Here is a 19,464-nt window from a genome sequence, read left to right on the forward strand (position 1 = left end):
GCGCCCGGCGTTCGGCCCGGCGCTTTCAGTTATGAGCCCTGGGTGACCGGGGCCTCGACAGGTTCGATAGTATCGTGACGGACCACGGCGCCGAACTGTTGCATCATCTGCTGGATGAACGGATCGCCGTGGATCGACTCTTCCGCCTCGCGCTGACGGTCGGCACGGCGGCGGGACGCAGCCTGTGCCGGGGTTTCCTGCTCGGGCTTGATCAGCTCGATGGTCAGCGTCAACGGGCGCTGGTGGTATTGGTTCAGCGCATCGTTGAGACGACGCTGTTGGGTCGCGTTGAACAGCGCGCTGTGGGCCGGGTCCAGGTGCAACAGCCAGTGGTCGCCTTCGACGGCAATCAACGTGCAGTTGGCGGCGATGCTGCCGGTCATGCCGCTGATCGGCAGTTTCGGGAACAGCTCCAGCCATTGCAAGGCCAGCCCTGTGGCTGGCATCGCCGCGGGTTCCGGCTCGGGCTCAGGGGCTGGCTCGGCGGCGTGCTCGCTGGCCAGGTCGTCCAGGTAGCTGTAGGCCGAGTCCATGTCCGGCTCGATGTAATCCTCGTCCAACGGCGGCTCGTCATCCAGGTCGCTGCCCGGCGTGGCGACATCGACGTCGGCCACCGTCGGCTCGGGCACCGGCGCGGCGACCCACTCAGGCGCGTCGGGCACCACACTGTCCGGCGTCGGCATGGGCATGGGCGGCAATTCGGGCTGCTCGGCGACCGTTTCCAGCACCGGCTCGACAGCAGGCTGCAGGACAACCTCCGGCTCGACCGGGTCGTTCCAGGGCAGATCGATGACTTCTTCGGCGACAGGCTCGGGCAACGCCTCAACGACCGGCTCCGGTTCGGGCTGCGGTTCAGGCGTGGTAACGACAGGCATCGGGGCCGGCTGGGCGGCAGGCGCCACGGCGGCCGGAGCAGAAGCCGCTGCCGACGCGACATTGGGCGTGGCAGCCACTGGCTTGGCGGAATCAGCTGTGGCCGGGCTGATCCCCACTGGCTTTAGCACCTGTCTCGGCGCATCCGGCGTATCGGCGGGCCGGAACGCGAGCATGCGCAGCAGCACCATTTCGAAGCCGCCTCGCGGGTCCGGCGCCAAAGGCAGGTCGCGGCGGCCGATCAAACCCATCTGGTAATAGAACTGCACGTCTTCGGCCGGCAACACCTGGGCCAGGGCCAATACGCGATCGCGGTCGCCATGACCGTTGTCGACGCCGTCCGGCAACGCCTGGGCGATGGCGACACGGTGCAACACATTGAGGATTTCCGAGAGCACGCCATTCCAGTCCGGCCCCTGCTCGGCCAGGTGACGCACCGCTTCGAGGAGCGCCTTCGCGTCGCCTTCGATCAGCGCATGCAACACATCGTAGACCTGGCCGTGATCGAGAGTACCGAGCATGGCGCGCACATCGGCGGACATGACCTTGCCTTCACCGAAGGCGATGGCCTGGTCGGTCAAGCTCATGGCGTCGCGCATCGAACCGTCGGCGGCGCGCCCCAGCAGCCACAGCGCATCGTCTTCGAACGGCACGTTCTCGACGCCCAGGACGTGGGTCAAATGCTCGACCACCCGTTCCGGCGTCATGTTCTTCAGCGAGAACTGCAGGCACCGCGACAGAATCGTTGCAGGAAGTTTCTGCGGGTCGGTGGTCGCCAGGATGAACTTGACGTAGGGCGGTGGTTCTTCGAGGGTCTTGAGCAGCGCATTGAAGGAATGGCTGGAGAGCATGTGCACTTCGTCGATCAGGTAGACCTTGAAGCGCCCACGGCTCGGCGCGTACTGGACGTTGTCGAGCAACTCACGGGTGTCTTCGACCTTGGTGCGGCTGGCGGCGTCGATCTCGATCAGGTCGACGAAACGACCTTCGTCGATTTCCCGGCAGACCGAGCATTCGCCGCAGGGCGTCGAAGTGATACCGGTTTCACAGTTCAGGCACTTGGCGATGATCCGCGCAATGGTGGTCTTGCCCACGCCCCGGGTGCCGGTGAACAGGTAGGCATGGTGCAGCCGCTGGCTGTCCAAGGCATTGATCAGAGCCTTGAGCACATGGGTCTGGCCGACCATTTCGCGGAACGAGCGCGGGCGCCATTTACGTGCAAGAACCTGATAACTCATCGAAAACCGTCGCAACGAAGGAACATAAGCGGCTAATGCTAGCGGAGCAGGGGCGAAATTGCATCCGGTGTGCTCGTCTAATGTGGCTAAGCTTGGACCTGAAAGCTCGGTTGTCGACACGGTTGGGCACTGTCAGGAGAGTTTATGCGTTCGGCCATGGGGGCTTTGCTGCTGTTGACTACGGGATGTTTCGCCGACGAGGTCCCCTTGCGTTTCGCCATTACCGACGGCTGGGCCATGCCCATGGTGCAGATCGAGCGAGGCCGCCCGACCCAAGGCATCCTGCCGGACATCATGACCAGCCTGGCAACCCAGGTGGGCATGCCCGCGCAATTTCATGTCCTGGCTCGCGCACGACTGGACAGCGCCATGGAACATGGCGAAATAGACATGCGCTGTTACGTCTCGCCTGATTGGGTGAAGAACAAAGGCCCCGATCACCTTTGGAGCGTTCCGCTGTTTTTTCAGCGCGACGTGCTCGTCAGCGCGACCGGCACCGGCGTAAAAATCGCCCCGGCGGCGCTGGCGCAACAATCGATCGGCACCGTGCTCAGCTACCGCTACCCGACCTTGCAACCTTTGTTCGACAGCGGCCATCTGCGGCGCGACGATGCGCGCAGCCAGGACCAGGTGCTGGCGAAACTGTTGGCCGGGCGCTACCGTTATGCGGTCAGCAATCAATGGGCACTTGATTGGTTCAACCAACGGCATGGCGCCGACCGACAGCTGCATGAGGTTGCGGTCCTCCAGGAACAGCAACTGAGCTGCTATGTGCGCAATGACCCGGAAATTCCAGCGCAACGCATTCTGCGCACCTTGCTGAAAATGAAAATGTCCGGGGAAATCGACGCGATCATCCAGCTCTACACCGGTCGCAGCGAGGGGTCTCAGAGCGGCGCCGTATCGCCCTGACCACCCGGCCGACTCTGCCACTGCGGCGGCGGGACGAAGCTTCTTACCCATCCCGGCACCCGTTTGGCGGGCATGGGCCGGGCGATAAAGTAACCTTGCGCCACTTCGCATCCCAAGCGCAGCAGGAGCTGTCCGTGCTCAAGACTGTCGAGGCCCTCCGCGACCACCTGCCGGCCAAACGCCCGAGCCAGACCGATCACGGCTTTGGTCAGCGCCAGATCGTCCCGGTCATCCAGCATATCGCGCACGAAGGTCTTGTCGATCTTGATGGTTTGCGTACGTAGGTGCTTGAGGTCATTGAGCGAACAATAGCCCGTTCCGAAACCGCCCAATGAAAACCCCACACCCAAGGCCTGGCACGCCTGTAGACAGGCGCTGACGTGCGCGAGGTTTTCCACGGCAACCGACTCCACGATCTGCAGGTCGAGCATGCGCGGCAACACCGCCGGGTGCAGCTCCAGCATCCGCCGCAGCCGCTCGACGAAATCCGCCCGCTGGAAGTGCCGCGCCGATATGTTGATACTCACCGGCCACCCCTGCCCCGCCTGTTGCCATTGCTGCAGCTGGGTCAGCACTTGTCCCATGACCCATTCGCCGATCTCGACAATCAGGTCCGTCTCTTCTACCAGCGGCAGGAATTCGCGCGGCGGCACCAGGCCACGCTGCGGATGCTTCCAGCGCAACAAAGCTTCCAGACCGACCACGGTGCCATCGCGCATATTGACCTTGGGCTGGAAATGCAATCGCAATTCATTGCTGGCCAAGGCCTGTCGGACCCGCTCGACGGTCTGGTAAGTTGCACGCACCTCTTTATCCCGGGACACGTCGAACAGGTGAAAACGATTGCGGCCGCTCTGCTTGGCCACGTACATCGCCTGGTCGGCGTGGCGCAGCAACGTGTCGGCGTCTTCGTTATCCCAGGGAGACAGCGTCACACCGATGCTGGCAAAAACCTTGATGCTCTTGCCATCAATGGCGTAGGGCATGGACACGGCGATCAACACCCGATTCAACGCGGCATGCAATTCGTCCATGCCACACACATGTCGCAGCACCAGCACGAACTCATCCCCAGCCAGGCGCGCCACGACGTCGTCGCCGCGCACAATGCTGCGCAACCGCCTGGCGACCTCCACGAGCAAGCGATCACCGCTGGCGTGGCCATAGCCGTCGTTGACTGCCTTGAAGCCATCCAGATCGAGCATGCAAACCGCCAGGGGTAGATTCTCTCCCCGGGAAAACTCCAAGGCCTGGTCCAGCAGTTCGGACAAGTAGGTACGATTGGGCAGTCCAGTCAGCACATCGTGCCCGACCCGCCATTGCAGGGAATGCAGCAGCCGGCGCTTTTCGCTGACATCGAAGCGGATCGCCAGGTATCGCTCGACGAGCCCTGTCGCTTCGTCAGTTACCGGTACCAGGGTGGTGTCGACCCAGTGCAGCGTACCGTCCTTGGATCGATTGCAGATTTCGCCCTTCCATATCTCCCCCAACGCGATAGTGCGCCACATCGCGCTGAAGAATTCGCTGGGGTGCTGGCCGGAATTGAGCAACCTGTGGTTCGCCCCCAGCAGCTCATCGCGCCGGAAGCCAAACAGATCGCAGAACTGATCGTTGACGTAAGTGATGCGCCCGCTCAAATCGGTTTCGGAAAAGATCGCGGCGGCGTCAACGGCCCTGCGGTACTTCTTATCCATCGAAGCAGTCATCCATGAGTCAGGCTCGTTTGGCGCGCGCGGTTGCACCGCCCCCGGACGGGCGAAAATCAACTAGGCTCAAATACCTTGATAAAGCTGGAGCACGGACGCTGGCGGTGCGACCTGAATGCTCCAGGCCCCGCCTTGTGTCGCTGCAAAGAAGCGCGAGCCCCGGTCTTTTTATTCGCCCGGCTTCAGAAGCAGATCACCAAATCCCCCATGCCAAAGGCCGATTCTACGAAACGCATCACATTTTGCAAAGCAAGGTGATGGAACAAGCGGTTGCCTAATGCGAAAATCTATCGTTAAGTTCTTGATTCTGAATGGGAATTAAGCGATGCAAATTTCAAGTCTGGGTTCAGCCATCAGACGCTACCGCAAAGTAGCGGGGCTTACTCAGGCTGAACTTGGCGAAAAAACCGGTTTTGACCCGAAAACCATCAGCCGCTTCGAAACCGGCACCTACACCCCCAGCGTCGAAGCGTTGCTCCTGCTTGCCAACGTATTGGACGTCCAGCCTAAAGCGTTTTTTGCCGACATGGCCGATGAAGACGAGCAGCGGGCCTACTTGTTCAACGTCATTCACAAAGCTACTTCGAAGGACCTTGGGAAGTTGATTGCGGCGGTTGACCAGGCGATGTCCAAGTCTTGAGGCAGGGAAAGGGAAGCCGAGTCTGTCACATGCTGGAGCTATCCGGCTGTAGCGTCAGCTCATGAAACGCCGTAGAGATGATATCGATGTATCGATTGGCCTGCCCTACGCCCCAATGCTGGGCGGTGTAAGTCCAGATTTTTTCAAGATCACGCTCGGCGGCAGGTGCAAGACGATATTCAGCCATGCGTCAGCATTCGTTTTTTGAATGCATCGGGATCGAATGGTTGCGGCTCTCCGCTGGACTCACCCTCTTTCAAGGCAGACCGGATTATCTCAAGCTCGGCGCTACGTTCCTGCTCGCGCCGAATCAGATCGCGGATGTATTCGCTGTCATTCGTGTAGTGACCCGCCTCGATCTGGGCCTTGATCCAGCCGTCCTGTTGGTCGGTGACGGTGATGGTTTTTCGAACGGTACCCATAATCAGCCCCTGGAAGAATGAACGATTAAGGCAGAATTATCATACTGTTGGTGCGATATCGAGAATGACCACTACATTTGGACAACGGAAAACCGCCGCCTCGATCAACATCGAACCAAGCAGTGAATCAAAGGGAATAAGAGATTTGGCAAACCCTACGAACGAGGGCCTGGGCGTTATGGAGGCAACCCCACCAGCCACACCCCGGCACACAATGTTCCCGCTGTGGCTGCTTCCTTCCGGATCTGACCAGGTTCACGGGTAATCGTTGCGGGGGGACCGATGGGGTCACCATAACGACGCCCGCCTGACGGCGAGCCGCGCCATTGTACCTATCTGGCGGGAAGTTACAACCGTTGGCACGGGATTAAAAACTCATGGCCTTCAAGCACTTGTAGGTGCGCACTGCTACAACAGCACCGCATCCGCCCGACCACCCTCCTCCTGGATCACCAGATGGATGAAATGCAGCTTGGTGATGACCGCCGCTGGTACGACGAACGGGTAGAAATCCGGCTGGCCCATGCTGCGCGAGAGCTCGTTGAGCATCCCAGCCAACTCGATCCAGGCGTTGACGAATGAGAGAAACGCCGCGCCGCCCGCGTGTTCCGGGTCGAACAGGGTTTCGGGTGGGAATGGTTGGTAGTCGAAATCCATTTCCCGTGCGCTCATGCCGAAGCCCAGCGCCGTGTCGACCGCGTCCATCATGTGCAGGTAATGAGCCCAGGTTTCTGCCCAGTCTTCCCAAGGGTGCATGGTGGCGTAGGCGCTGACGTACCGGGTTTGCCAATCCAGCGGCGCGCCTTGCTGGTAGTGGCGCTCCAGGGCTTCGGAATAGCTGGCGCGCTCATCGCCGAACAATGCGCGAAATGGCTCCAGCCAATGACTGTCGGCGACCAATCGATCCCAATAATAGTGCCCCACCTCATGGCGAAAATGTCCGAGCAAGGTGCGATACGGCTCGCGCATTTGCTGGCGCACGTGCTCGCGATGGGCATCGTCGGCCTCTTTGATATCGAGAGTGATCAGCCCGCTGGCATGTCCAGTGGTCGGCGGCTTGCCGTCGAGGTCGACACCGATGAAGTCGAAGGCCAGGCCGATGTTTTCATCGGCAGTCTTGGGAATCACCGGCAAGCCGAGGGTAATCAGCTGGGCCACCAGGCGCCGCTTGGCGGTTTCAACCTTGCGCCAGCGCTCAGGATTTTCCGCAACCGACAAGTCTGGAATGGTGCGATTCAAGCTGCAGGCGATGCACAAGGTGTCATGCCCGTTCGCCGGCAACAGCCAGTTGCAGGCCGCTGGTGTATCAAGATTGGCGCAACGCCTGAACAGCCCGGCCTGTGGATCGACATCCAGGGTCCAGGTGCCTGGTTGCTCGCCGGGTTGCAGAGACGACAGGCGGCTCTGCTCCGGCTGATAGCCCAGCGCCGCCAGGCACGCCAGGCATTGGCTGTTGCGAAAGAACAAGGACTGGCCGCAGCGACACGGCCAGATCTTGCTGTTACGTGAGCGATCGCCCAGGAACGGCGCGGCAATGCGTGAGCTCAGTTGTTCGAAGAAGCGGTACATGGCGATCTCTCCCTTGAGCCTGCAAGACTAGATTACCCTTCGCCCATGATCGTTCCCACGTTCTGCACCATGGACCACAACCCGTGGCGAGGGAGCTTGCTCCCGCTCGGCGGAGCAGCCGTCGTAAACCGGCTGATGTGGTCCATCTGGAGGGTTGCGTCGTTCCGGTTGGGGCGGCTGCGCCACCCAGCGGGAGCAAGCTCCCTCGCCACAAGAGCGACTGCCTCTCAGACCGTGATGCCGTGCCCCTTCAGGAAATCGACAAACGCTTGTTCATCGAGCACCTTGAGCCCCAGCTCATTGGCCTTGGTCAACTTCGAGCCCGCCCCAGGCCCTGCCACGACGCAGTGGGTTTTCGCCGAGACGGAACCGGCCACCTTGGCCCCCAGGCTTTCCAATTTGTCCTTGGCAATGTCGCGACTCATCAACTCCAGCGAACCGGTCAGTACCCAGGTATGGCCCGCCTCGGGCAGACCTTCGACGACCTTTTTCTCACTCTGCCAGTGCATGCCGAAGTCGCGCAGCTGCCGCTCAGCGGCCATGGCCTGCTCGCGGTTGGCGGCGATGGAGAAGAATTCGCGCACGGCGTTGGCCTGCTTTTCCGGCAGCGCCTGGCGCATGTCCAGCCAGTCGGCATCCATGACAGCTTCGATTGAGCCGAACTTGTCCGCGAGTTTTTGTGCTCCGCCCGGCCCTACCGAAGGAATGTGCAACTTGTCCAGGAAGCCGCCAAGGGTGGTGCTGGCGGAAAACTCGGCGCCCAGCTCGCCCTGGTCCTGGATCTCAAGGCCATGGCGCAGCAGATCCTTGATGACCTGGCGATTGTGTGGGTCTTCAAAGAAGCTGTGAATCTCGTGGGCGACTTCCAGGCCAACGTCCGGCAAGTACGTGAGCACTTGGGGCAACGCGGCTTGCACGCGCTCCAGCGAACCGAGGGAGCGGGCCAGGACCTTGGCGGTTTCCTCGCCCACGTCCGGTATACCTAGCGCATAGATGAATCGCGCCAGGCTCGGCTTCTTGCTGTCGACGATGGCCGCCAGCAGGTTCTTGCTCGACAGCTCGGCAAAACCTTCCAGGTCGACCACTTGCTCGAACGTCAGCGCGTACAGGTCGGCGGGTGAGCCCACCAAGCCTTCATCCACCAATTGTTCGACACTTTTTTCGCCCAGGCCCTCGATGTCCATGGCCCGGCGCGAGACAAAGTGGATGATCGCCTGCTTGAGCTGCGCGCCACACGCCAGGCGACCGACGCAGCGATACACCGCGCCTTCGCTGACGGTCTCGCGGCCCTTGCTGCGCTTGATCAGTTGCGTGCGCTCGACGTGAGAGCCGCAGACCGGACATTGCCGGGGCACCTCCACCGCACGGGCGTTGTCCGGACGGCGCTCGGTGACGACTTGCACCACTTGCGGGATCACGTCGCCGGCGCGGCGGATGATCACCGTGTCACCGATCATCAGGCCCAGGCGCGCCACTTCGTCCATGTTATGCAGCGTGGCATTGGCCACGGTCACGCCGGCGACCTTGACCGGCTTGAGCCGGGCCACAGGCGTGACGGCGCCAGTGCGACCGACTTGGAATTCCACGTCCAGCAACTCGGTGAGTTCTTCGCTGGCGGGGAATTTATGGGCGATGGCCCAGCGCGGCTCCCGGGCGCGGAAGCCCAGTTCGCGCTGCGAGGCGATGCTGTTGACCTTGAACACGACGCCGTCGATTTCGTAGGGCAGCGCATTACGCCGCGCGCCGATATCATGGTAGTAGTCCAGGCATTCGTCGATGCCGTGGGCCAACTTCAATTCGCGACTGATGGGCATGCCCCAGGCTTTCAGTTGCTTGAGATTGCCAATGTGGGTGTCGGCGATGTCCGAGGACACCTGGCCGATGCCATAGCAACAGAACTCCAGCGGACGGTTGGCGGTGATCTTGGAATCCAACTGGCGCAAGCTGCCCGCCGCCGCGTTGCGCGGATTGGCGAAGGTCTTGCCGCCCACCTCCAGTTGCGTGGCATTGAGCCGCTCGAAACCGGCCTTGGACATGTAGACCTCGCCACGCACTTCCAACACCGGCGGCCAGCCAGTGCCCTGCAGCTTGAGTGGAATATTTCGTACGGTACGGACGTTGACGCTAATGTCCTCGCCCGTGGCCCCGTCACCACGCGTCGCCCCGCGTACCAGCATGCCGTCCTGATACAACAGGCTGACCGCCAGGCCATCGAGTTTCGGCTCGCAGCTATATTCCACCGCCGCGCCACCGCCCAGCAGATCGCCCATGGGCAGGTCGAGGCCTTCGGTTACCCGGCGGTCGAATTCGCGCATGGTGGTTTCGTCGAAGGCGTTGCCCAGGCTGAGCATCGGGATTTCATGGCGCACCTGACTGAACGCCGACAGCGCCACACTGCCGACCCGCTGGGTTGGAGAGTCGCTGGTCACAAGCTCCGGGTGCTGCTCTTCAAGGGCCTTGAGCTCGTGGAACAGGCGGTCGTACTCGGCGTCCGGGATGCTTGGTTCATCGAGGACGTGGTAGCGATAATTATGCTGGTCCAGCTCGGTACGCAGCTGTTGGATACGGGATTCGACGGCGTTCATGGTGTTCTCTCATAAAGCAAAAGAGCAGCCGAGGCTGCTCATTTTTTCAAGACTTTTTTGGGAGGGCTTCGCCTGGAGCGCCAGCCCGGCCCAGCGGGAGCAAGCTCCCTCGCCACAAAAAGCCTTAGCCACAACGACTCTGGCGACTTCAGCGCTTTTGGGTCAGCGCCCGGCGCTCGAATTCAACGATGCGCTGGCGGTAATGCTCGATGGTCTGGGCGGTCAGCACGCTGCGCTGGTCATCCTTCAGTTCGCCGTTGAGCTCCTGGGACAGCTTGCGAGCCGCGGCCACCATTACGTCAAAAGCCTGCTTGGGATGGCGCGGACCTGGCAGCCCCAGGAAGAAGCTCACCGCAGGGGTGCTGAAATGGTCGATGTCGTCCAGGTCGAAGACGCCAGGCTTGACGGCGTTGGCCATGGAGAACAGCACCTCGCCATTGCCGGCCATGCTTTCGTGACGGTGGAAAATATCCATCTCGCCGAAACGCAGGCCACTTTCCAGAATGTTCTGCAGCAGTGCCGGGCCCTTGAAGCCGGCCGGATCGCGGCAGATCACGCTGATCACCAGCACTTCTTCGGCCTGGGCCTGTTCCTTGTCGCTGCTCGATGGCTTGCTCTCGTCCGGGAAGTCGCCGTCGCGGCTGCTGAAGCTCGGGCCGCCATCGAGGTCGAGATTGAGGTTCAAATCGCCCTGGGACGGCTCGCTGTTGCGCTTGCCACGCTTGGAACCCGACTCCTTCGGCTCACGCGCAGGCGCGCTCATCGACGGCAGGTCGTGCTCATCCAGCTGCGGCTCCTTGTGTGTGTCCAGCACCCGAGGCGGGCCCAGTAGTTCGGCGCTATCATCCTCATCGGGCAGGTTCGACAGGCTGCGGTCCAGGCGAAACTTGAGTTTCCCCTTGCCGCCGCGCATGCGACGCCAGCCGTCGAAAAGAATACCGGCAATGACTATGATGCCGATGACGATCAGCCACTCGCGCAGACCGATTTCCATGTAATCCCGTGCCTCTATAAAAATGCTGAAAAATAAGGGGCTTAGCTATTTGCAAACCGCTTTAAAACGTGGCGCCAACTCTATGTTCTGAATGGCGTTTTGCCCACGCATACGAAAAATTGACATTAAACTAGCACGACCAAAGATAACTTTACACCGTCTGTCGCGTAGGCTTGCGCCAATCTGTGAATTGAACGACACGCCTCCCAGTAAAAACACCTGGCTCCGCCGACAAATCTCTTGCAACCATGGTCATGCATCCACCATCGCCATGGCTTCTTCCACGTCCACCGCCACCAGCCGCGAACAACCCGGCTCGTGCATCGTCACGCCCATCAACTGGTCGGCCATTTCCATGGCGATTTTGTTGTGAGTGATGTAGATGAACTGCACGGTCTCGGACATTTCCTTCACCAGTCGTGCGTAACGGCCGACGTTGGCGTCGTCCAGCGGTGCATCGACCTCGTCGAGCATGCAGAACGGCGCTGGGTTCAATTTGAAGATGGCAAATACCAAGGCCAATGCCGTCAGGGCTTTTTCACCGCCAGAGAGCAAATGAATGGTGCTGTTCTTCTTGCCGGGGGGACGCGCCATGATTGTCACCCCAGTATCGAGTAGATCTTCGCCCGTCAGTTCCAAATAGGCGCTGCCGCCACCGAAAACTTTTGGAAAAAGCGCCTGTAGACCGCCATTGATCTGATCAAAGGTATCCTTGAAACGATTGCGGGTTTCCTTGTCGATCTTGCGGATGACGTTCTCCAGGGTCTCCAGCGCTTCCACCAAGTCGTCATTCTGGGCATCCAGGTAACGCTTGCGCTCGGACTGCTGCTGGTACTCGTCGATGGCGGCCAGGTTGATCGCGCCCAGGCGCTGGATGCGCTGGGCAATGCGCTCGAGCTCTTCCTCGGCGTCTTTCTCGTTGGCGCCCGCGACCAAGGTGGCGAGCACGCCGTTGAGGTCGTAGCCGTCCTCCAGCAACTGATCCTGCAAAGCCTTGCGGCGCACGGTCAGGGCTTGCCATTCCATGCGCTGCTGTTCCATCTGGCCGCGGATAAGCTGGGATTGCTGCTCGGCCTGGCTGCGGCGCTTCTCGGCATCGCGCAGTTCGCGGTCGGCATCCTCCAGGGCGATCTGCGCTGTCTTGAGCTCTTCGTCGACGCTCATGCGCTTGTCGAGCAGTTCTTCGAGCTTGAGGCGCAGTTCCTCCAGCGGCGCCTCGCCCTCCTCCAGATTGAGACTCAACTGCTCGCGTTTTTCCGTCAGGCGCTCGGACTGCATTTCCAGGCGTTCCAAGGCCTGGCGCGTGGAATCGTATTGCGCCCTCAGCGAGCCAAGACGGACCGCCAATTGATGGGCATGGTCCTTGTGCTGACGCGCTTCCTGGCGCACCCGATCAAGGCGCTCGCGCAGGCTGTCGCGCTGGGCCAACAGCAATTCGCGCTGCTCGGTGTCCAGCGCCATCGCATCGAGGGCATCTTGCAGTTGCAAGCGCGCTTCGCCGATCTGCTCGTGTTCCAACGCCCGTTGCTCGCCCAGCTCGGCGATTTCTTCGTCGAGGCGGGTGCGACGCAGGGCCAATTGCTCGACCTTGGCCTTGCCGGCGGACAACTGCGCCTTGAGCTCGCCTTGCTGGCGCGCTTCGTCCTGCAACAACCGACGCAAGTGTTCACGGCCATTCTCCTGCTGACGCTGTTGTGCGCGCAGGTTTTGCAATTCGGTTTCCAGGGCTTCGACGCTGGCTTCGCGCTCTTCACGCTCGGCGCCCAGTCGCTGGATTTCCTGGCCGCGGGCGAGCATGCCGCTCTCGGCTTCGCCGGCCCGGCGCACCCGGAGGAAATGCCGGCCCACCCAATATCCGTCACGGCTGATCAGGCTTTCGCCGGGAGCCAGTTGCCCGCGCAGGACCAGCGCCTGATCAAGGCTGTCCACCGGCTTGACCTGCCCCAGCCAGGGCGACAGGTCGACGTCGGCCTCGACCTTGTCCAGCAGACTGCCGGGCATCCGCACGCCGTCGCCGGCCGGGCTGAGCAGGCGCAGATCGCCCTGGGTGAAGCCCGACAGATCAAAGCCGCCAAAGTCTTCCACCAGCACCGCTTGCAGGTCGGCGCCCAACACGGTTTCCACCGCCAGCTCCCAGCCAGCGTCGACTTTCAGTCCTTCGGCCAAGCGCGGGCGTTCGGCCAAGTGCTGGTCGCGCAGCCATTCCGCCGTCCCGGTGCCAGGATCGAGCGCGGCTTGCTGCAAGGCTTCAAGCGAGGCGAGGCGCCCGTTGAGCCGCTGCAATTCGCCCTGGGCTTGCTGCTGATTCTGCAAGGCCAGTTGCAAGGCCTGGCGCAGTTGCTCAAGGCGTTCGACCTGGGCGTCTTCGCTCGCTTGCAAATCTTCGAGAGTAGCTTCGCTGGTGGCCAGTTGTTCGCCCAGGTCCAGAATCGCTGCGTCTTCCGGGTCAGCAGCGAGCAATGTCCGCTCTTCAGTCAGGCGGCGCTGCCGTTCGGCCAGGCGCTCCATGCTGGTTTCCAACTGCTGGATGCGCGACTGCTGCACCTCGGCCTGGCGCCGTGGTTCGGCGGAGGTGAGGTTGAAAGTGTCCCACTGCTCTTGCCAGCCGTGCATGGTCAGCTCGGCTTCCTCCAGGGCAGCGGCGGCTTCTTCGGCGGCGGCGCTGGTGATTTCCTGCTCCGGGGTGAGCCGGTCCAGTTCCTCGCCGAGGGTCAGCAACAGGGTGCGGTCATGCCCGAGGTGGGATTCGGTTTCCAGGCGCGCGCGCTCGGCCTCCTTCAAATCGTCCTGCAACTGACGCAGGCGTTGCTGGCCATGCTGGATGCTCTGTTCGACCCGGGCGATGTCGCCACCCACCGAATAGAAGCGTCCTTGCACCAGATTGAAGCGCTCGGAGAGTTCGTGGTGCCCGTCGCGCAGGCGTTCGATGGCGGCGTCGGCGTTGCGCTGTTCGGCCACCAACGCTTCGAAGCTGACTTCCTGGTTGCCGATGGTCGCCTCGCGCTGGCCGACCTGTTCGTTCAACGCCTGCCAGCGCAGGGCTGACAGCTGGGCCTTGAGCTGGCGCTCTTCGCCCTTGTATTCCTGGTACTTCTTCGCGGCTTCGGCCTGACGGTGCAGCCGTTCCAGCTGGCGCTCGAGTTCTTCACGCAAATCGGTCAGGCGCGCCAGGTTTTCGTGGGTCCGTCGGATACGGTTTTCGGTCTCGCGACGGCGTTCCTTGTACTTGGAAATGCCGGCGGCTTCTTCGATGAAATTACGCAAATCTTCCGGCTTGGCCTCGATCAGCTTGGAGATCATGCCCTGCTCGATGATCGAATAGCTGCGTGGCCCGAGACCGGTGCCGAGGAAGATGTCGGTGATGTCGCGGCGACGGCATTTAGTGCCGTTGAGGAAATAACTGTTCTGGCTGTCGCGGGTCACTTTGCGGCGGATGGAGATCTCTGCGTAGGCAGCGTATTCGCCAATCAGGGTACCGTCCGAGTTATCGAACACCAGTTCGATACTGGCCTGGCTCACCGGTTTACGGCTGGTGGAGCCGTTGAAGATGACGTCGGTCATCGACTCGCCGCGCAAATTCTTGGCCGAGCTCTCGCCCATCACCCAGCGCACGGCGTCGATGATGTTCGATTTGCCGCAACCATTGGGTCCGACCACCGCCGCCATGTTGCTGGGGAAGTTCACCGTGGTCGGGTCGACGAAAGACTTGAACCCGGCCAGCTTGATGCACTTGAGCCGCACGTCAGGCCGCCGTCAGGGCAGAAACCACCAGATCGCAACTGCGCTGGGCGTAGGCCGTCAGCACGATGCGGATCTGCGGCAAATCACGGGCCAGCACGGCGGCGAGCAGGCGCTGGAACAGGTCGAGGAATTCACTCATCTCCGCCTTGCGCTGTTCAAGGGCGAGGAAATAGGCGCGGCTCATCGCCGGCTGCAGGTTTTCGACGGTTTCCTGCAAATACGGGTTGTTGGCGAACGGATAAGCGGCGCGCATCACGCTGAAGCTTTCGTCGACAAAGGTGCGAATGTCCTGGCGCTCGAAAGCCTCCTGGAGGCGCTGTTGGATCGCGACGAACGGCGCCATGTCGGCCTGTACCTTCCAGCCATGGGCCACGGCGTTGCCGAGCAGGATATACAGCTCGCTCATCAACGCACAAAGGCTGCGTACCTTGTGCTCGGTGAGTTCGGTCACGTGGGCGCCACGGCGCGGCAGGATGGCGATCAGATGACGCCTCTCCAGAATCAGCAAGGCCTCGCGGACCGAGCCGCGGCTGACATTGAGCGCCAGCGTGACCTTCTGTTCCTGGATGCGCTCCCCCGGCTTCATTTCGCCGCGAATGATCCGCTCGGCGAGGTGATGGGCGATTTGCTCGGCGAGGCTGTCCGGGGCCTTGAACGTCATGGTTGTCCTTCAAACTCTTCGATTTGCACAAGCGGCGCAGTGTAGCGCACTCGATACGTCATGGCGCAGGGCCTGCACCGGGTTTTTGGCACGATATAAGCAAAAAAGCAGAGGAGGAACCCAGGGTCAATACTGAACTCATCCGTTGCTTATCGACAAAACGGATTTTCTTGACCTTTAAGTCAGAAAATCATTGACCGAAAAGTCAGACCTGCTAAATTCGGCCCACGTCGATACAACAATAATGAATCTGCGAGGCCTTCCGTGATCCAGTTTTTACTCAACCAGGAACTCCGTAGCGAGCATGCCCTGGACCCGAACCTGACCGTGCTCAACTATCTGCGTGAGCACGTCGGCAAATCCGGCACCAAGGAAGGCTGCGCCAGCGGCGACTGCGGTGCCTGCACGGTGGTAGTGGGCGAATTGGACACGGACCAAAGCGGTCGCGAACGCATTCGCTACCGCAGCCTCAATTCATGCCTGACCTTTGTCTCGTCGCTGCACGGCAAGCAACTGATCAGCGTCGAGGATCTCAAGCACAAGGGCCAACTGCACAGCGTCCAACAGGCGATGGTCGATTGCCACGGATCGCAGTGCGGTTTCTGCACGCCGGGCTTCGTCATGTCGTTGTTCGCCCTGCAGAAAAACAGCGAGCAACCCGACGCCCACAAAGCCCATGAAGCCCTCGCCGGCAACCTGTGCCGCTGCACGGGCTATCGGCCGATCCTGGCCGCCGCCGACCAAGCCTGCTGCGCTAAACAGCCAGACCAGTTCGACGCCGGCGAGGCCGAGACCATTTCGCGCCTCAAAGCCATCGCGCCCACCGAAACCGGCGAGCTCAATAGTGGCGACAAGCGCTGCCTGGTGCCGCTGACCGTGGCCGACCTCGCCGATCTCTACGACGCCTATCCACAGGCACGCCTGCTGGCCGGCGGCACTGACCTGGCGCTGGAAGTCACCCAGTTCCACCGCACCCTGCCGGTGATGATCTATGTCGGCAACGTCGCCGAGCTCAAGCGCATCGAGCATTTCGATGATCGCCTGGAGATCGGCGCCGCGACCGCGCTCTCCGATTGCTACGAGGCGCTGAACGCCGAATACCCGGACTTCGGCGAATTGCTGCAACGCTTCGCCTCGTTGCAGATCCGCAACCAGGGCACCCTGGGTGGCAACATCGGCAACGCCTCGCCCATCGGCGACTCGCCGCCCCTGCTGATCGCCCTCGGTGCGCAGATCGTGCTGTGCAAGGGCCAGGTCCGCCGCACCCTGGCCCTGGAGGATTACTTCATCGATTACCGGGTCACTGCGCGCCAGGAAAGTGAATTCATCGAGAAGATCATCGTGCCGCGGGCCAGCGCCGAACAGGCATTTCGCGCCTACAAGGTTTCCAAGCGCCTGGACGATGATATTTCAGCCGTGTGCGCGGCATTCAACCTGCGCATCGACAACGGCGTGGTCCGTGACGCCCGCGTCGCCTTTGGTGGCATGGCCGCAACGCCCAAGCGCGCCAAGCATTGCGAAGCCGCCTTGGTTGGCGCGCCGTGGAACGAGAGCACCGTCGAACGCGCCTGCGTCGCCCTGGCCGAAGATTTCACGCCGCTGTCGGATTTCCGTGCCAGCAAGGAATACCGCCTGCTCAGCGCGCAAAACCTGTTGCGCAAATACTTCATCGAACTGCAAACGCCGCACATCGAGACTCGGGTGACCGCTTATGTCTAACCATCACGCCGTAGAGAAGACCCAAGCCGAACTGGCCGAACTGTTCGCCCGTGACCTCACCACCGGCGTGGGTCGCAGCGTCAAGCACGACAGCGCCGCCAAGCACGTTTCCGGCGAAGCCCAGTACATCGATGATCGCCTGGAATTTCCCAACCAGCTGCACGTGTATGCCCGGCTGTCGGACCGCGCCCACGCCCGGATCATCCGCATCGACACCGCGCCTTGCTACGCCTTCGAGGGCGTGCGCATCGCCATCACCCATGCAGACATTCCAGGCCTGAAGGACATCGGCCCGCTGCTGCCCGGTGACCCGCTGCTGGCGATCGATGATGTGCAGTTCGTCGGTCAACCGGTACTGGCCGTGGCCGCCAAGGATCTTGAGACGGCACGCAAGGCCGCCATGGCCGCGATCATCGAATACGAAGACTTGGAGCCAGTGCTCGATGTCGTCGAAGCCCTGCGCAAACGGCATTTTGTACTCGACAGTCACACCCACCAGCGCGGCGATTCGGCCACCGCGCTGGCGAGCGCCGAGCACCGCATCCAGGGCTCGCTGCACATCGGCGGCCAGGAGCACTTTTACCTGGAAACCCAGATCTCCTCGGTAATGCCCACTGAAGACGGCGGGATGATCGTCTACTGCTCGACCCAGAACCCCACCGAAGTACAGAAACTGGTGGCCGAGGTGCTCGGTGTATCGATGAACAAAGTCGTGGTGGACATGCGTCGCATGGGCGGTGGCTTCGGCGGCAAGGAAACCCAGGCCGCCAGCCCGGCGTGCCTGTGCGCCGTCGTCGCGCACCTCACTGGCCAGCCGGCCAAGATGCGCCTGCCCCGGGTGGAAGACATGCTGATGACCGGCAAGCGTCACCCCTTCTATATCGAATATGACGTGGGTTTCGACAGCACCGGCCGCCTGCACGGCATCGCCTTGGAACTGGCCGGCAACTGCGGTTGCTCGCCGGACCTGTCGGCGTCGATTGTCGACCGGGCGATGTTCCATGCCGACAACGCCTACTACCTGGGCGATGCGACCATCAACGGCCATCGCTGCAAGACCAACACCGCGTCGAACACCGCCTACCGGGGTTTCGGCGGACCGCAAGGCATGGTCGCCATCGAAGAGGTAATGGATGCGATTGCGCGGCACCTGGGGCTCGATCCGCTGGACGTGCGCAAGGCCAACTACTACGGCAAGACCGAGCGCAACGTCACGCATTACTACCAGACCGTCGAGCACAACATGCTCGAGGAAATGACCGCCGAGCTTGAGCAGAGCAGCCAGTACGCCGAGCGCCGCGAAGCGATCCGCCGCTACAACGCAGGCAGCCCGATCCTGAAAAAAGGCCTGGCGCTGACCCCGGTGAAATTCGGCATATCCTTCACCGCCAGCTTCCTCAACCAGGCCGGCGCGTTGATCCACGTCTACACCGACGGCAGCATCCACCTGAACCATGGCGGCACGGAGATGGGCCAAGGCTTGAACACCAAGGTCGCCCAAGTGGTGGCCGAAGTGTTCCAGGTGGAAATGGACCGCGTGCAAATCACTGCGACCAATACCGACAAAGTGCCGAACACCTCGCCCACCGCCGCCTCCAGCGGGGCCGACCTGAACGGCAAGGCCGCGCAAAACGCTGCTGAAACCATCAAGCAACGCCTGGTGGAATTCGCCGCGCGGCAGTACAAGGTCAGCGAAGAAGATGTCGAATTCCACAACGGCCATGTGCGGGTTCGCGATCACATCCTGAGCTTCGAGGCGCTGGTGCAGCAGGCGTATTTCGCCCAGGTCTCGCTGTCGAGCACCGGTTTCTACAAGACCCCGAAAATCTACTACGACCGCAGCCAGGCCCGTGGCCGGCCGTTCTACTACTACGCCTATGGCGCGGCGTGTGCCGAGGTCATCGTCGACACGCTCACGGGTGAGTACAAGATGCTGCGCACCGACATCCTCCACGACGTCGGCGCCTCGCTGAACCCGGCCATCGACATCGGCCAGGTCGAAGGCGGCTTCATCCAAGGCATGGGCTGGCTGACCATGGAAGAGCTGGTGTGGAACGACAAGGGCAAGCTGATGACCAATGGCCCGGCCAGCTACAAGATCCCGGCAGTGGCCGACATGCCGCTGGACCTGCGGGTCAAGTTGGTGGAAAACCGCAAGAACCCTGAAGACACAGTGTTCCACTCCAAAGCCGTGGGCGAGCCGCCGTTCATGCTCGGCATCGCCGCGTGGTGCGCCATCAAGGACGCCGTGGCGAGCCTGGGCGACTATAGGCATCAGCCGAAAATCGACGCCCCGGCGACACCGGAGCGGGTGTTGTGGGGGTGTGAGCAGATGCGCGGGTTGAAGGTTGTCAGTGCTGAGAAAGTTGAAGTCGAAGTGGCTTCGCTTTGAAGAGCGGACGCA

The 19,464-nt window shown here is 61.7% G+C and carries 13 protein-coding genes and 1 other RNA gene; 4 read left to right on the forward strand and 10 right to left on the reverse strand.

The features are described 5' to 3' along the window. Positions 1 to 29 precede the first annotated feature (29 nt). A complete protein-coding gene (gene dnaX / locus HU762_RS11330) occupies positions 30 to 2,111 on the reverse strand; it encodes a DNA polymerase III subunit gamma/tau (RefSeq protein ID WP_186636630.1) in 2,082 nt (693 codons plus the stop codon). A gap of 144 nt (positions 2,112 to 2,255) precedes the next feature. Between dnaX and HU762_RS11335 the strand changes: the two genes are divergently transcribed. Beyond that, positions 2,256 to 3,023, forward strand: coding sequence for a transporter substrate-binding domain-containing protein (locus HU762_RS11335; RefSeq protein WP_186636632.1), 768 nt, complete (start codon positions 2,256 to 2,258; stop codon positions 3,021 to 3,023). Here HU762_RS11335 and HU762_RS11340 read toward each other — a convergent pair. Further along, positions 2,999 to 4,717 (reverse strand): GGDEF and EAL domain-containing protein, encoded by a 1,719-nt coding sequence (locus HU762_RS11340; RefSeq protein ID WP_186636635.1) that lies wholly within the window; start codon positions 4,715 to 4,717, stop codon positions 2,999 to 3,001. The genes HU762_RS11335 and HU762_RS11340 overlap by 25 nt on opposite strands. Before the next feature lie 337 nt (positions 4,718 to 5,054). Here HU762_RS11340 and HU762_RS11345 point away from each other — a divergent pair, with 337 nt between their 5' ends. Beyond that, positions 5,055 to 5,369, forward strand: a complete 315-nt coding sequence (locus HU762_RS11345; protein WP_186609861.1) for a helix-turn-helix transcriptional regulator — start codon at positions 5,055 to 5,057, stop codon at positions 5,367 to 5,369. 25 nt (positions 5,370 to 5,394) lie between these two features. Here HU762_RS11345 and HU762_RS11350 read toward each other — a convergent pair whose 3' ends face one another. The 8 genes from HU762_RS11350 to HU762_RS11385 form a co-directional block, all read right to left on the reverse strand. Further along, entirely contained in the window at positions 5,395 to 5,556 is a 162-nt protein-coding gene (locus tag HU762_RS11350) for a type II toxin-antitoxin system RelE/ParE family toxin (RefSeq protein ID WP_186636638.1), read from the reverse strand. Beyond that, complete coding sequence (locus HU762_RS11355) at positions 5,549 to 5,791, reverse strand: type II toxin-antitoxin system ParD family antitoxin (protein WP_186636641.1); 243 nt, start codon at positions 5,789 to 5,791, stop codon at positions 5,549 to 5,551. The genes HU762_RS11350 and HU762_RS11355 overlap by 8 nt, the downstream gene beginning before the upstream one ends. 188 nt (positions 5,792 to 5,979) lie before the next feature. Further along, an RNA gene (gene ffs / locus HU762_RS11360) (signal recognition particle sRNA small type) lies at positions 5,980 to 6,076 on the reverse strand. A 123-nt stretch (positions 6,077 to 6,199) separates the two neighbouring features. Then, complete coding sequence (locus tag HU762_RS11365; RefSeq protein ID WP_186636644.1) at positions 6,200 to 7,360, reverse strand: putative zinc-binding metallopeptidase; 1,161 nt, start codon at positions 7,358 to 7,360, stop codon at positions 6,200 to 6,202. A 227-nt stretch (positions 7,361 to 7,587) separates the two neighbouring features. Further along, positions 7,588 to 9,945 (reverse strand): NAD-dependent DNA ligase LigA, encoded by a 2,358-nt coding sequence (gene ligA / locus HU762_RS11370; RefSeq protein ID WP_186636646.1) that lies wholly within the window; start codon positions 9,943 to 9,945, stop codon positions 7,588 to 7,590. A gap of 148 nt (positions 9,946 to 10,093) precedes the next feature. After that, positions 10,094 to 10,939 (reverse strand): cell division protein ZipA, encoded by an 846-nt coding sequence (gene zipA, locus HU762_RS11375; protein WP_186609866.1) that lies wholly within the window; start codon positions 10,937 to 10,939, stop codon positions 10,094 to 10,096. Between the two features lie 252 nt (positions 10,940 to 11,191). Further along, positions 11,192 to 14,680 carry a chromosome segregation protein SMC gene (gene smc, locus HU762_RS11380; RefSeq protein WP_186636655.1) on the reverse strand — a complete coding sequence of 1,163 codons (3,489 nt, stop codon included), beginning with the start codon at positions 14,678 to 14,680 and terminating at the stop codon, positions 11,192 to 11,194. A 1-nt stretch (position 14,681) separates the two neighbouring features. Further along, a complete protein-coding gene (locus HU762_RS11385) occupies positions 14,682 to 15,341 on the reverse strand; it encodes a GntR family transcriptional regulator (protein ID WP_186636656.1) in 660 nt (219 codons plus the stop codon). Positions 15,342 to 15,605: 264 nt separating this feature from the next. On the opposite strand from HU762_RS11385, the gene xdhA reads away from it, so the two are divergent. Beyond that, positions 15,606 to 17,060: a xanthine dehydrogenase small subunit gene (gene xdhA / locus HU762_RS11390; protein ID WP_186636657.1), complete on the forward strand. Its 1,455-nt coding sequence runs from the start codon at positions 15,606 to 15,608 to the stop codon at positions 17,058 to 17,060. After that, entirely contained in the window at positions 17,053 to 19,452 is a 2,400-nt protein-coding gene (gene xdhB / locus HU762_RS11395) for a xanthine dehydrogenase molybdopterin binding subunit (protein WP_186636658.1), read from the forward strand. The genes xdhA and xdhB overlap by 8 nt, the downstream gene beginning before the upstream one ends. Positions 19,453 to 19,464: the final 12 nt, after the last annotated feature.

This window comes from Pseudomonas sp. SWRI92 (assembly GCF_014268685.1).
Lineage (GTDB): Bacteria > Pseudomonadota > Gammaproteobacteria > Pseudomonadales > Pseudomonadaceae > Aquipseudomonas > Aquipseudomonas marvdashtae.